We start from the raw sequence: 12946 nt of genomic DNA, 5'->3' as shown, positions 1-12946 counted from the left end.
CCGACCTTGTCCCACCTGTGGCGCATCCGTTCCTTGATGCAGATCAAGAAACGCCCAGATGCAATCTCGTCGGAAAGTGATCTTCCGGAACAGGCCACGCCCTGGACAGAAGGGCGCGGCCTGCAGGAGCCGCCGAGGAGAGGCACGGCTGACACATCCTCGACGAGCTAAGGACTAACGGCCCGTCTGCTGGTGGTCCTTGACACCGGTCAAACTTACGATCGAATTGGCGATCTTTGGCGGAACGTCCTGCTCGGGTGATGGGGGCATCGTCTTAGCGCGTTCCGATATACGCGATCGGATGGCGGTGCGCGATGTGCCGTAGAGGCTGAGGATTGGATTGTGGTCATGAGCTGACATGGCTTTTCTCCTCACGTCCCGCCGCCAAGTGAATGGACGAAAATGGTAAGTTCCTTGACCGTCGTATCACCCAGGCGCCCGGCCCAGGCAGGCATGACGCCATGCTTGGGAGAGGCGACCTGGCGGATGATCGCATCCTCGCCGCGTGACTTCAGCCAGATCGCATCGGCGAGATCCGGCGCGCCCATTTCGGCTTTTCCTTTGGCGTCGTCGCCGTGACATGCGGCACAGTTATCGACGAAGACCTGTTTTCCGGCCTCTGCGAGACCGGGGTCCGACGGCGTATTGGTCAGCCCCCAGACGTAAGCCGCGACCTGCCTTGTCTGGAGAGGATCCAGAACATCGGCAAAGGGCGGCATCTCGGAAGCATGAGTGTCCGTATCCCCGTCGAAGCGAATCCCATGCGCGATCGTCGCCTGGATGGCATCCAGGTCTCCGCCCCACAGCCAATCGTCGTCGTTGAGGTTCGGAAATCCCGGGCCGCCGCTTGCTCCCGAGCCATGGCATGTCGCGCAGTTCACCTTGAATGCAGATGCGCCGCCGGCGACCGCAAATTCGCGAAGGGCAGAATCGGAATCGATCTCGTGCACCGTCTTGGCGGCGATCAGATCATGAAGCGTCGTCTGCGATGCCTTGGCCTGATCCAGGTTCTGCTGCAGCTCGGCGCGGCTGGAGAAACCCAGCATGCCCTTCGTGGGGTCGGTAATCATCGGGATCGCCGGATATGCGATTGCATAGCCCGCAGCCCAGACAATGGTGGCATAGAAGGTCCACACCCACCAGCGGGGCATCGGATTGTTGAGCTCGCGGATGCCGTCCCATTCATGTCCGGTCGTTTCGACGCCGCTAAATTCGTCGATATGTTTTTCCGACATCTCAATCTTCCTTCAGGGGAATATCGGCGGCCTCTTTCGCCGTCTGCTTGCTGCCTGGGCGAAGGGTGAACACAACGACGCCGACGAAGAATGCCGCCATTGCCAGGAGGCCCCAGCTGTCGGCGAAGTGTCTCATTGCAGTGTAGGTTTCCATGGATCACCTCATCGGTAGCCGGTCGCATCGTCGTAGGTCGAGAAATCGACCAACTTTCCGAGCATCTGCAGGTAGGACACCAAGGCATCCATTTCGGTCAGCGCAGCAGGATCGCCGTCGAAATCGCCGGTCTTCGCCTTCGGATAGCGGGCAAGCAGGGCCATCGTATCTGCGTTCGGATCGGCTTGGGCCTTCATGTCGGCTTCCGCATTCGCCAGCATGTCGTCGTTATAAGGCACGCCCACATCCTCGTTGGCCTTCAGGTCCATTCCCACGTCCTTGACCGTCACCCTCTGTTCTTTGAGGAAGGCGTAACTCGGCATGATCGACTCCGGCACGACTGCCCGTGGATCCGCGAGATGCTGGACATGCCATTCGTTGGAGTAGCGTGCGCCGACACGGGCCAGATCCGGCCCGGTTCGCTTGGATCCCCACTGGAAAGGATGATCGTACATGGACTCGGCCGCGAGCGAGTAATGGCCGTAGCGTTCGACCTCGTCGCGGAACGGCCTGATCATCTGGCTGTGGCAGAGGTAGCAGCCTTCGCGGATGTAGATGTTCCGGCCGGCCAGCTCGAGCGGCGTATACGGCCGCATGCCTTCCACCTTTTCAATCGTGTTCTGCAGGTAGAACAGCGGTGCGATTTAAGGTGGTGTCGGCCGGCGAGAGGACATGCGCGAAGTACGACGCCGGCAAAGTATTTTGTGAGGTGGTCGAACCATCGTTGTGCCTCCATGGTATCGTCGGCGCGGCTCCTGCTTGGTTTACCTGACGTGCATGAACCGCGCCGGGTTTGCCGGAGGCTCCAACTTCTGAGAAAGTGGAGCCGATATGAGCAAAACAACGAACAAGTTTTCACCTGAAGTTCGCGCCCGAGCGGTGCGCATGGTTCTGGATCACGAAGGCGAGCATGCGTCGCGATGGGCGGCAGTGTCCTCAATCGCCGCCAAGATCGGCTGCACGGCGCAGACGCTCCATGAATGGGTCAAGAAGGCCGAAGTCGACAGCGGCAAACGAGCAGGCGTTCCGAGCGATATGGCCGAGAAGATGAAGGCTCTTGAGCGGGAGAACCGGGAGATGTTGTCTTCTTCCCGACGGAGAGCCATACCTTTTTTCATACCCTCACACCAGCCTTGGCTGTTTCGGAGGTTCTTTGTGGTTTGTTGGCAAGGAAGGATCGTGCGGCGGCTCTCGATGCACTTCGACGCGCGGACAGCCATTTATCCGCGATGAACACATACGCGTCTGTGATACCGCGAAGAAACATTTGATTGTGGGCCGAAATGAGAAAGCGGAAAGTGCGGCGATAGCCGCGCCATCGGATGCTCCCTCGGCAAAAAGGTCAGCCATCAGAACCTCCATTCGGAGAAGGTTGAACCAGGACCCGCCGTAAATGTGGACTTCAAGCTTTGATCGTTTCGACTGAAGTGGAGATGGCGTCGAGGAAATCCCAATCCACGGTTAAGCCAATTCCTGCGCCGTTCGCCGGGATGGGCATCAGGCCGTCGGAAGTTTCAAGCCGTTCGACGATAACGTCTTGTTTGAAGTATCGCGACGACGACGAAGTGTCACCGGGCCGTGAGAACTGCTCGAGCGTGCAGAGATGAATGTTATGTGCGCGGCCAATTCCGGTTTCGGTCATGCCTCCGCACCAGACCGGCGCATCATAGGCGAGGCACAAGTCATGTATCTGCTTCGCTACGGTGTGGCCGCCTACACGACCAACCTTAATGTTGATAATCCGTCCGGCATCTGAGTGAAGCGCTTTACGGCAATCAGCCAAAGTGCGGATAGACTCATCCAGGCAAATTGGAGTGCTTAATATGGATTGCAAGCGCACATGATCGTGCAAATCGTTCCATGCCAACGGTTGCTCGATATAGTCCAGCCCATAACTGTCCAGCTTTCGCAATAGAGCTAAATCAGCGATCGTATAGCAGCAATTCGCATCTACGGTCAGATGGATGTCAGGGAACCTGGCGCGCACTGCAATCGAGAAGCTTCAAGTCGTGGCCGGTAGTGATCTTCAGCTTGATCCGGCGGTAGCCTTGCTCCACGTGGAGAGCCACCTCCTCCAGGGTCTCAAAAATTTCTTTGATCCCAAGGGATACGCCAACCTCGATTTGGGAGCGCGTACCCCCAAGAACCTGCCATAGCGGCAGACCCTGCACCTTGGACCATAGATCCCAAAATGCCAACTCGACGGTCGCCTTTGCCATCTGGTGATCGCGCCAAGGACGAAACGATCGTTCTATCTCTTGCGGGTTGGCAAAGTGCTTACCCACGATAGCCGGCAATAGCACGTCCCGCATCATCATCATCGACGAGACAATAGTTTCGGGCAAATAATCAGGCAGCACGTCTGCCACACCCTCCGCGTAACCCTCACATCCACCGCCTCGCAGTACAACAATGGGCGCCACCCTCGTCACCATTGTTCCAGAGGAAATTGTGAAAGGCTTTAGCAAGGGAAGTTCTATCAGCCGCAGTTCGGCTGATTCGATTACAATTGGCGCTCTAAGTCCATGATCCGGCATCGTATTCCTTCCCCACACGCATAGCTTTCAACGTCACGATCGGCATTCCCCTGCCCTGATCTAGGCTCGCTCGCCGATCGCTTTCAGGTCGTGAACGCGGCCATCTATGGCATCGAGCAAGGCAAAACCCTGCCATTGAGGTCGTCATTATACCCGTTCAACCAGCCGGCACGGCGCACAGCTTGCCACGCCGCCAAAGTCGGGAACAAGGCGACACAGTCGATCCACTATTGATCTAAAGCGCCGCCGCGTTAGTAGTTTATTCAAGGCCGCGACTGTGCTTCTATGGCGGGAGAGAGACCCGAATAGGTCCGATCGCCCTGCGTCTGTTCACTGACCCAACGCGCCACTCTTCTTCGCTGCCCACGTGGAAACGTAGTCCATGAGCGCCGGTGAGAGGCAGTCGTACGGTTCCAGTCCGAGATCGTTAAACCTGCCTCGGATCCCGCTCATTTCCGAGGGGTCGACACCGCCTTCGATAACCGAGGACACGAAAGCGGCAAATGTCGGCTGCGGCCAGTTGTCGTTCTCAAATAGTTCGGGGTGAAGGAATGACAATCCCTGAAAGGCGTGCTCCCGTTCAACCGGACCATGCATGTGCGTGCCGCACGCATCGCAAGCGTACCGCTGGATCAGGGCCGTTTTGTCCACGACCGCAAGTTTGTCGCCATTCTCAACAACCGAGACGTTCTCGGTCGGCGCCACGGCGACAACTGAAAATGCGGCACCCGCTGGTTTCCAACATTTCGTGCATCCGCAGGCGTGGTTATGCGCAATACCGCCCACGACTTTGACCTTCACTGGCCTCTCGTAACACTTGCAGACGAGAATGCCACCCTGATTATCGCTATCATGCCTGTGGATGTCGTTCTCGATAGACGGATGAAGAAGCCGAACGTTCATAGTTTCCTCCTGGTTGCCGCGAGCGCGGCTTGGTTCTGCTTAGTAGACGATTACCGACCGGATCGATTTACCCTCATGCATCAGATCGAATGCCGTGTTGATCTCAGGCAGAGGCATTGTGTGCGTGATGAGGTCATCGATATTGATTTTGCCCTCCATGTACCAGTCAACGATCTTTGGTACGTCTGTTCTCCCGCGAGCTCCGCCAAAGGCAGTGCCCTTCCAGACTCGGCCGGTCACGAGCTGGAAGGGGCGGGTTGAGATCTCCTTGCCGGCTTCCGCGACGCCGATTACAATAGATTCACCCCATCCTCGATGACAGCATTCCAGCGCCTGGCGCATGACATTCACGTTGCCCGTCGCGTCAAAGGAATAGTCTGAACCGCCGTCAGTTAAATCTTGAATCGCTTGTACGACCTTGTCTTTGCCGACCTCATTGGGATTGACGAAGTGCGTCATTCCAAACTTTCTGGCAATTTCGGCTTTCGCCGGATTCAGGTCGACCCCAATGATTTTGTCGGCGCCGACCATGCGCGCGCCTTGAATGACATTTAGACCGATGCCGCCCAGGCCGAAAACGACAACATTTGAGCCGGCCCTCACCTTGGCGGTATAGATCACTGCCCCGATGCCGGTGGTGACGCCGCAGCCTATGTAGCAAATCTTGTCGAAAGGAGCATCTTCGCGAACCTTCGCGAGCGCGATTTCGGGCAGAACAGTGAAGTTCGAAAAGGTCGAGCAACCCATATAGTGGAAGATCTCGCCGCTATCGCAGGAAAAACGCGTGGTTTGGTCAGGCATAAGCCCCTGACCTTGAGTGGCTCGGATTGCGGTGCAGAGGTTGGACCGCTGGGAAAGACACGTTTTGCATTGCCGGCACTCTGGGGTGTAGAGCGGAATGACGTGGTCACCCGGCTTCAGTGTTGTGACCCCCGCGCCAATCTCACGGACAATGCCGGCACCTTCATGACCAAGAATGGCTGGAAATTTTTCCTCAGAATCAAGGCCGGAAAGCGTGTAGGCGTCCGTGTGACATACGCCGGTCGCCATCACCTCGACCAAAACCTCCCCCGCCTTTGGACCGCCGATCTCGATGGTTTCGATGGAAAGAGGTTTATTGGCCTCCCACGCGACAGCTGCTCTGCTCTTCATCGATAGGGTCCTTCGGATTCAAGAGTGTCTGAATGTGGCGTCTGCCAGTCCGACAGCCGACCAGTTATCGCGATGCTGTGGATCTGCGTGGGCTGGTGAGAAGGTGCGGATCCGCCGTTTGCGCTATCAGATCCTCCGAAAGGTCCAGATGCCCGGCGAGGACCTCGCGGATAGTCTTCCCGGAAGCCAGCACCTCCTTGGCCAGTTCAGCAGCCCGCTCATAGCCGATCGCCGGCGTGAGTGCTGTGGCAACGGCAGTACTTGCTTCGAGGTGCTTGCGGCATGTCCCAATGTTAGCGGTGATTCCCGTCACACACTTTGTTCGAAGCACGTCGACGGCGTTGGTCAGAAGCTCAAGTGAATGCAGGATATTATACGCAATTACCGGCTCCATCACATTGAGTTGCAACTGCCCCGCTTCGGAAGCAATTGTAACAGTGAGGTCATAGCCGATGATCTGGAAGGCAACTTGGTTGACGACCTCCGGAACGACGGGATTGACCTTGCCCGGCATGATTGACGAGCCCGGCTGGAGTGCGGGCAAGTTAATCTCGTTGAGGCCGCCCCGCGGTCCGCTGGAAAGCAATCGCAGATCATTGCAGATCTTCGAGAGCTTGGTCGCGGTTCGCTTTAACATTCCTGAGAAGAGGACAAATGCGCCGGTATCCCAACAAGCCTCGATCAGATTGCCGGCGGCAACGATTGGCAGTCCACATACCAATCGTAATTGAGCAACAGCTTCGGCTTGATATTCAGGACTCGTGTTTATTCCTGTTCCGATTGCCGTTCCGCCAAGGTTCACTTCGTGGAAGAACGCACTGATTTCACCGAGGCGTGCAACATCCTCACGCAACGTCGTTGCGAACGCCTGGAATTCTTGTCCCAAGGTCATTGGGACGGCGTCCTGAAGCTGGGTTCTGCCAAGCTTGATCACGCCCGAAAACTGCTCTGCCTTGCTTTCTAGCTCGCTCGCGAGTTGGCCAAGAGCACGCTGCAGCGTTCCTTGTGAGAGCAGGATCGCCACCCGGATCGCCGTGGGGTAGACGTCGTTAGTCGATTGGGCGAGGTTCACATCGTTGTTTGGGTGTAGGTCGGCATACTGTCCCCGTGGCAGCCCCATGATTTCCAGGCCCCGGTTTGCGATGACCTCGTTGACGTTCATGTTGGTCGATGTGCCCGCCCCGCCCTGGAAGACATCGAGAGGGAATTCGCCCATATGGTGCCCCGCGAGAATTTCTTCGCAAACCGCGTATATCACATCGGCTTTGGCGAAATCGAGGTCGCCAAGTTTAGCGTTTGCTCGCGCTGCCGCCATCTTCACGTAAGCCAGAGCCCGAATGAAGTTTGGAAACTGACTGATCGAAATTCCTGAGATCGGGAAGTTGGCAATCCCTCGCGCCGTTTGCGGTCCATAATAGGCGGCCGCCGGAATGCATACCTGCCCAAGCGAATCTCTCTCGATGCGTTCAATTGTAGGAGCGCTGGTCAATTTGCTTGGTCCTCTGGTGAGTTCTCATCGGAAAATCGCGTTTAGTGCGTGAAGGCCCTCGGCCGCCCCGGGCGGTCGAATGCCCGTGCGCAAATGCGCTGAAGCGACCGAACCTAGGCCGCCTGCGTCGATTGGCCATTTGCCTGGCGCCGAGTGCGTATGACCTCCAGAAGGCGGTCTATGTCCGAGGCATTGTTGAACATTCCAAGTGAGATCCGCACTCCGTCACGTTCCGGCGAGACGCGGACGTCGACGGATGTAAAGTAGTCCACCCATTCATCTGCGGGGAGTGCAGCCACGTAGATGTGGGGTGCCCGAAGAGCACGGTCGCGAGGTCCTACCAATTGGATGTCCAATGCATCAAGGCCGGCAATGAGCCTGTCTCCAAGCTCGAAACAATGCGCCTGAATATTCTCCATCCCAATCTGGGCGATCAGATCGAGCGCCGCGTCGAGGGCGTGGATACCCGGAAGATTGAAATTTCCAATCTCGAATCTGGCTGCCGTGACCGCTACCACCATGTCGTCAGGACGTGCGATGAAATCGGCAGGCGGATTCCTGAGACTAATCGCCGCCAGATAGGCCGGCTCCAATTCGGTCCGCGTTCGATCCCAATAGAGAAGGCCCAGGCCCTGAGGAACGAGCAGCCCTTTATGAGTGCCGCAGCCGATGAATGTTGCTCCAACTTTCTTTGCGTCAATAGGGACTACACCGACGGCCTGCATAATATCGATCGCGAAGTAAAGATTACTTTCTTTGCAAAGGCTGCCTACGCTTTCGATGTCAAAGCGATGTCCGGCGTGAAAGGTAACGGATGACATCGAGATCGCTTTTGTGTTCGCATCGATCGCGGCGCGAAAGCTGTCCGCATTGACCGTCTCGGTCATATCGATGAAGCGAACCTCAACACCCTTTTTCTTGAGGTTCAAGAATGCATAGGCATTGTTCGGGTGATCCCCATGGATCATCAGAACATTATCTCCGGCCTTTAGCGGCAAAGCGTTGGCGGCGATGTTCATTGCCTCCGATGTGTTTTTTGTGAAGGCGATTTCTTCTGGCGTCGCATTGAGGAGGTTGGCAACTTTGGTCCGTGTTGCCTCCATACGCTCGAGCCAAACGGATTTCGGCCCAGCCGTTTCGTAGCTTTCGTTTAAGAAGGCTTCTAGCGCCCGCTTGACGGGAGCGCACATCGGCGTCTGGAAGCCAGAGTCAAGGTACGTCATCTTATCGACGGCGGGAAACAACTTCCTCACCGCGGCTACATCGTAGTGCTGCTTCATTTAATTCTCCGACTGGCAGCCAACCGCAGGCGGAGCTAGCCATTACATCCGTGCAAATTTATCTGCCGCGTCGGCGCTGCGAGTTTTGAGGCGGGCGCCCAGTGACATTCAGAGCATATTTAAAACGCTTGCTGGGTCCATCGATATATCGTTTTCCAGCTTCTTTTATTCCAATTTGTGAGAATCCAAGGAAGATTTTCGATCTCCCTTCCCTTAAGGTCTTTTTAGTTTGCCCTGTTTCAAAGGCGCAGAAGCGATAGCGTTTGGAAAGATGCATATGATTGTACATTGTGGACGAGCGGCATTCTCAAACCTGTCAATCGTTGCTATGATTGTTAATCGGAAAATTTCTTTCCGTTTTTCGATCGAAAACATCATGAAACGGCGTATCAATGACTCCCAGCATCCAAACCGATGGTCCACTCGATCGGGCCTTCGCGATCCTCGACTTCGTCGCGGCTCAGATTAAAGCGGTCACAGCGGCAGAAATTGCCAAGAATCTCAATCTGCCGTTGCCGACCGCCCACCGGTTGATCAGCAATCTTGAGTCCCGTGGACTGCTGCAGCGCGCAGCGGGAACGAAACGCTTCGTGGTCGGGAACAACCTCGTGACCTTGGCAGGCAAAACGATAGGATCGGCGTTTCGAACAGCGCGGCGGCATGCCGTGCTGCAAAATGTCGCTGCAGAGATCGGAGAGCAATGCGAGATCGGGATCGTCAGGAATACCGCCGTCGTCTATGTGGACAGCGTACGAGTAAAAGCCCCACAAAGCCTGCAATTTGATCCTGGTCATAGCGCTCCTCTTTACTGCACATCGACCGGCAAGATCTATTTGAGCATGCTTGCCACAAAGCCTCGTGAGAAGCTTGTTCGCGCTTTGCATCTGGAACAGCACACCGACCACACGATAACGGATCCTGAAGCGCTCCTGCAGGTTTTGGAAGAGACACGAAGAAGCGAGTGGGCTCGCACCAACGAGGAGTTCGTTAAGGGAGTGGTCGGTTGTGCTGTCCCCATTCTTGCGCCCGGCGGCACATTGATAGCTTGTCTTGGGGTTTCGGTTCCCGTGGCCCGCGTCAGCTTTGACGACCTCCAGAACTTTCGTGAACCGTTAGTCCGAGCAGCGAAGCTTTTATCGGCAACCATATTGGAGACAAACGACGATTCCACGGCCGAATTAAGCGCATAGTCACGTTACGGGCTGTCCAACCCGTTGGGAGCTTACCTGCTCGCAGCCTGGCAAAGAAAACGGTACGAGGCATAGAGCAGCCATTGCGTAGAAGACCCAGTCCGCCGGTCAAGTCACCCGGCCGATAGGGGCAGCGATGAGATGAGCGAGTCCGGCCGAGGGCCTAATCGAGTGCGTACAGCGATCTGTTGTTTTTATAAAGTATCATTCTCGCACCCTCAATTGCTTCGTCGAAGTCTAGACTCCCCCCAACGACATACTCGGTCAATGCCTTGGCGAGGTATCGCTTACCCCAGCGCCCGGCCAGCCAATATAATTCCGGAACGTGAAATGCGTCGCTTGCGTAGAGGATCTTGGACAGCGGAACGACCTCCATCACCTGCATGTATCGCTGAAACAAGTTCTGGTGCACGAAGGGCGTCATGATCGACAGTTCAAAATAGCAATTCGGATAAAGGTGACTGAGCCAGGCGGCCTTTCCCACCGAAGGGTAGCCCGCATGGAGGGGGATAATTTTCGGCATGCGCATAACCCCGTCTCGATCAAACCGGCAAACTTCCTCCAGGTAGAACGGATCCTGATTGCGCAGGATGACGGACGGCGCCTCGCCGTCACCCGTGTGGATTTGCATTGGCATGTCGCGCGTCAGGCATTCTTCGAGAGCAAGGGTAAAATTGTACCGTCGAAGATCCTTGGACAAGTTGTATTCCGACTGGCGGTCCATCGTCGGGATGTTGTGATATGACGCTCTCAGTGCCTGCCAGGATTCTCGAGCGATTTCCCTGTCATAAAGCGGTTCTATCAGCCCGATGTAGGGGAGAAGATAGGATTTCATCCCATAGGACTTTTTGCCATAGTTTCCCGTCCCATCGAGCAAATCCAGAAGGCGAGCGGTGTAGCGTTGCTCGTACTCCTCGAACGTGATTTCCAGCGGAAAGAGCTCTTTCTGGATCATCTCTATTCGCGCCAGTCTGTTCATCCGACACGGTAGGATACCCTCTTCATACCGGTCGATTTCCGCGCGCGAAGCGCCTTCGCAATAGCCCGTATCAACCATGACATTTTCATATCTGACGTCTTGAAGCAGGCTGCTTACATAACTCCAGCAGTTCTTTGAACGAGCATTCCTGGCCTCCATGACAGCTTCGAGATTTGGCTCGCAGCCGAGAAACTGCGCCATCTCTTTCACAAGGAACTTGACGAAGATACTCTGCGATATGTCACCAATGATCCCGTCGATCTTTTGCTGAATCCCAAATTTCGCGTTGAGCTCGTGTCGAACCTTTTCGTCAGCGACGAGCCATCGATCATAAACACCTGCAGGGAAGTAGGCGGGCACAGTGTCCATCGCTGCCAAAGACATCCGCTCAAGGAAGCGCGTTGATGTCATGATCGGCTCGCGGTCAGTTACCAGATGGCAATGCGCATCATCGATCGGCAGCTCGTCGATCGCTTCGAAGATTTTCAGGAACTCTGGATGCTGCTTTGAAAGGAAAGGTCCCAAATGATCAAAATCTGAAGCTGTTCTCTTAGCCATTTTATTCTCCATTTCCTGCGGGGTACCGTCAAACCTGTGGGTGCGGCTTCAGATATCCATAATTACCCTCATCGGCTGACAGCTCGGCCAAGATTCTGATCCAGGACCGGATCCCCTTTTTGAAGCTCGAGAGATCATACTTTTCATTCGGGCTGTGGTGGCGATTGTCGGATCGCGCAAAGCCAATTGGCAAGGAATTGATGGACAGCTTGCTTTGCATGACGCTGACGATTGGGATGGAGCCACCGGACCCAATCAGCACCGAGTCGCAACCCCATTCATCTTTCAATGCGGCGCGAGCGCGCCGCAGGTACTTGCTGTCACAGGGGATGACCGAAGCTTTGCTTCCGCCAAGTTCGGTGAACTTGACAGCGCAGTCTGATGGCATTCTGGTGCGGATGTGCTCGTGAAACTTGGCCCGGATCAGATCAGGGTCCTGGCCATCTACCAAGCGAAAGGATATTTTCGCGGTCGCCTTGGAGGGGACGATCGTCTTCAAACCATCGCCATAATATCCGCCCGCAATGCCGTTGATTTCGCATGAGGGGCGCGTCCAAACCTGCTCCAAGACGGAATACGTTTGATCGCCGGCAGACTGTGACAGCCCGACGTTGTTCAGGAACGTCTCGGTGTCGAAATGGAGCTTATCCAACTCGGCCTTCAGCTCTCGGCCGGGTTCTTTGACGTCGTCATAAAACCCTGCGATCGCAACTTCCCCTTTCGGGCCTCGCAAGCTGGCGATCACCTCGGCCAGAACCTGAATAGGATTGCGAGCAGCATTTCCGTAGGCACCCGAATGCAAATCACGATTGGCGCAAGTGATTTCGATTTCTTCTTCAAGCAAGCCGCGGAACATGACAGTGACTGCTGGAACCGCGTCATTCCAAAGATATGTGTCGCACAGCAGCATGATGTCTGCGCTTAATTCAGCCCCAGCTTGATCCAGAAATGCATCCATGCTGGGACTGCCACTCTCTTCCTCGCCTTCGAAGAACATAGAAACGCTTATGGGCAAGCTGCCTGTCACAGCCTTCCAGGCCCGACACGCTTCTATGAACGTTAAAAGCTGGCCTTTGTCGTCGGATGCACCACGCGCGACAATATGGGTTTCACCGCTCGACTGCACTCTTAGTTGTGGGTCGAATGGGTCTGCCTCCCATTCATCAAGTGGATCGATCGGCTGAACATCATAGTGACCATAGAATAAGACATGCGGACCGCCAGAGTTCTTATGATGTGCAACAACGACCGGATGTCCAATTGTTTCCCGAACCGAAGAGGCAAACCCGATGTTCTCGAGTTCGTCAGACAACCATCTTGCCGCTTCCTGGCATTGGTCGGCATAATGCGGATCGCAGGAGACAGAAGGTATGCGCAACAACTGAAAAAGCCGGTCTAAGCTGCCGCTTATATTGGTGTCCGCGTAGCTCAGAATTTTTTCTAGACTCTTCAACTTTTTCTCCGGCATG

12 protein-coding genes and 2 pseudogenes are annotated in these 12946 nt (G+C 55.5%); 2 read left to right on the top strand and 12 right to left on the bottom strand.

The genetic code is table 11. The features are described 5' to 3' along the window. Positions 1-174 precede the first annotated feature (174 nt). The 4 genes and pseudogenes from A7X77_RS10710 to ccoO all read right to left on the bottom strand — a co-directional run. The gene (locus A7X77_RS10710; RefSeq protein ID WP_064682906.1) at positions 175-360 is read right to left on the bottom strand and encodes a hypothetical protein; all 186 of its coding nucleotides are present in this window, start codon (positions 358-360) and stop codon (positions 175-177) included. Between the two features lie 11 nt (positions 361-371). After that, the gene (gene ccoP / locus A7X77_RS10705; RefSeq protein ID WP_064682905.1) at positions 372-1235 is read right to left on the bottom strand and encodes a cytochrome-c oxidase, cbb3-type subunit III; all 864 of its coding nucleotides are present in this window, start codon (positions 1233-1235) and stop codon (positions 372-374) included. 1 nt (position 1236) lies between these two features. Further along, a complete protein-coding gene (locus A7X77_RS10700) occupies positions 1237-1389 on the bottom strand; it encodes a CcoQ/FixQ family Cbb3-type cytochrome c oxidase assembly chaperone (protein WP_003549664.1) in 153 nt (50 codons plus the stop codon). A gap of 8 nt (positions 1390-1397) precedes the next feature. Beyond that, positions 1398-2033, bottom strand: a pseudogene (ccoO, locus tag A7X77_RS10695) (cytochrome-c oxidase, cbb3-type subunit II); the annotation flags it as partial. 187 nt (positions 2034-2220) lie between these two features. Between ccoO and A7X77_RS10690 the strand changes: the two are divergent. Next, positions 2221-2511, top strand: a pseudogene (locus A7X77_RS10690) (transposase); the annotation flags it as partial. A 280-nt stretch (positions 2512-2791) separates the two neighbouring features. Here the strand turns inward: A7X77_RS10690 and A7X77_RS33875 are convergent. The 6 genes from A7X77_RS33875 to A7X77_RS10665 form a co-directional block, all read right to left on the bottom strand. Next, a complete protein-coding gene (locus A7X77_RS33875) occupies positions 2792-3376 on the bottom strand; it encodes an enolase C-terminal domain-like protein (protein WP_245293731.1) in 585 nt (194 codons plus the stop codon). After that, the gene (locus A7X77_RS33870; protein ID WP_245293743.1) at positions 3357-3824 is read right to left on the bottom strand and encodes a hypothetical protein; all 468 of its coding nucleotides are present in this window, start codon (positions 3822-3824) and stop codon (positions 3357-3359) included. The genes A7X77_RS33875 and A7X77_RS33870 overlap by 20 nt, the downstream gene beginning before the upstream one ends. Before the next feature lie 432 nt (positions 3825-4256). After that, entirely contained in the window at positions 4257-4829 is a 573-nt protein-coding gene (gfa, locus tag A7X77_RS10680) for an S-(hydroxymethyl)glutathione synthase (protein ID WP_064682904.1), read from the bottom strand. A 39-nt stretch (positions 4830-4868) separates the two neighbouring features. Then, positions 4869-5981 (bottom strand): S-(hydroxymethyl)glutathione dehydrogenase/class III alcohol dehydrogenase, encoded by a 1113-nt coding sequence (locus A7X77_RS10675; RefSeq protein ID WP_064682903.1) that lies wholly within the window; start codon positions 5979-5981, stop codon positions 4869-4871. A gap of 64 nt (positions 5982-6045) precedes the next feature. Further along, on the bottom strand, positions 6046-7470 hold the full coding sequence (locus tag A7X77_RS10670; protein ID WP_064682902.1) for an aspartate ammonia-lyase: 1425 nt from the start codon (positions 7468-7470) through the stop codon (positions 6046-6048). 113 nt (positions 7471-7583) lie between these two features. After that, positions 7584-8750, bottom strand: a complete 1167-nt coding sequence (locus tag A7X77_RS10665) for an aminotransferase class V-fold PLP-dependent enzyme (protein ID WP_064682901.1) — start codon at positions 8748-8750, stop codon at positions 7584-7586. Positions 8751-9142: 392 nt separating this feature from the next. Between A7X77_RS10665 and A7X77_RS10660 the strand changes: the two genes are divergently transcribed. Then, the gene (locus A7X77_RS10660; RefSeq protein ID WP_064682900.1) at positions 9143-9940 is read left to right on the top strand and encodes an IclR family transcriptional regulator; all 798 of its coding nucleotides are present in this window, start codon (positions 9143-9145) and stop codon (positions 9938-9940) included. 163 nt (positions 9941-10103) lie between these two features. On the opposite strand, the gene A7X77_RS10655 is transcribed toward A7X77_RS10660, so the two are convergent. Together A7X77_RS10655 and A7X77_RS10650 are read right to left on the bottom strand one after the other, a co-directional pair. Next, positions 10104-11477, bottom strand: coding sequence for an amidohydrolase family protein (locus A7X77_RS10655; protein WP_064682899.1), 1374 nt, complete (start codon positions 11475-11477; stop codon positions 10104-10106). 28 nt (positions 11478-11505) lie between these two features. Further along, positions 11506-12945: a M20/M25/M40 family metallo-hydrolase gene (locus tag A7X77_RS10650; RefSeq protein ID WP_064683088.1), complete on the bottom strand. Its 1440-nt coding sequence runs from the start codon at positions 12943-12945 to the stop codon at positions 11506-11508. Position 12946: the final 1 nt, after the last annotated feature.

Source organism: Rhizobium bangladeshense (assembly GCF_001662075.1).
GTDB classification, from domain to species: Bacteria; Pseudomonadota; Alphaproteobacteria; order Rhizobiales; family Rhizobiaceae; genus Rhizobium; species Rhizobium bangladeshense_B.
This window is presented reverse-complemented; position numbering and strand designations above follow the sequence as displayed.

What these genes read in the sequence shown, in the direction of transcription:
- A7X77_RS10650 (WP_064683088.1), bottom strand. Translation starts at nt 12,945, where the DNA reads ATGCCGGAGAAAAAGTTGAAGAGTCTAGAAAAAATTCTGAGCTACGCG.
- A7X77_RS10665 (WP_064682901.1), bottom strand. Translation starts at nt 8,750, where the DNA reads ATGAAGCAGCACTACGATGTAGCCGCGGTGAGGAAGTTGTTTCCCGCC.
- A7X77_RS10655 (WP_064682899.1), bottom strand. Translation starts at nt 11,477, where the DNA reads ATGGCTAAGAGAACAGCTTCAGATTTTGATCATTTGGGACCTTTCCTT.
- gfa (WP_064682904.1), bottom strand. Translation starts at nt 4,829, where the DNA reads ATGAACGTTCGGCTTCTTCATCCGTCTATCGAGAACGACATCCACAGG.
- A7X77_RS10675 (WP_064682903.1), bottom strand. Translation starts at nt 5,981, where the DNA reads ATGAAGAGCAGAGCAGCTGTCGCGTGGGAGGCCAATAAACCTCTTTCC.
- A7X77_RS10660 (WP_064682900.1), top strand. Translation starts at nt 9,143, where the DNA reads ATGACTCCCAGCATCCAAACCGATGGTCCACTCGATCGGGCCTTCGCG.
- A7X77_RS33870 (WP_245293743.1), bottom strand. Translation starts at nt 3,824, where the DNA reads ATGGTGACGAGGGTGGCGCCCATTGTTGTACTGCGAGGCGGTGGATGT.
- A7X77_RS10710 (WP_064682906.1), bottom strand. Translation starts at nt 360, where the DNA reads ATGTCAGCTCATGACCACAATCCAATCCTCAGCCTCTACGGCACATCG.
- A7X77_RS10700 (WP_003549664.1), bottom strand. Translation starts at nt 1,389, where the DNA reads ATGGAAACCTACACTGCAATGAGACACTTCGCCGACAGCTGGGGCCTC.
- ccoP (WP_064682905.1), bottom strand. Translation starts at nt 1,235, where the DNA reads ATGTCGGAAAAACATATCGACGAATTTAGCGGCGTCGAAACGACCGGA.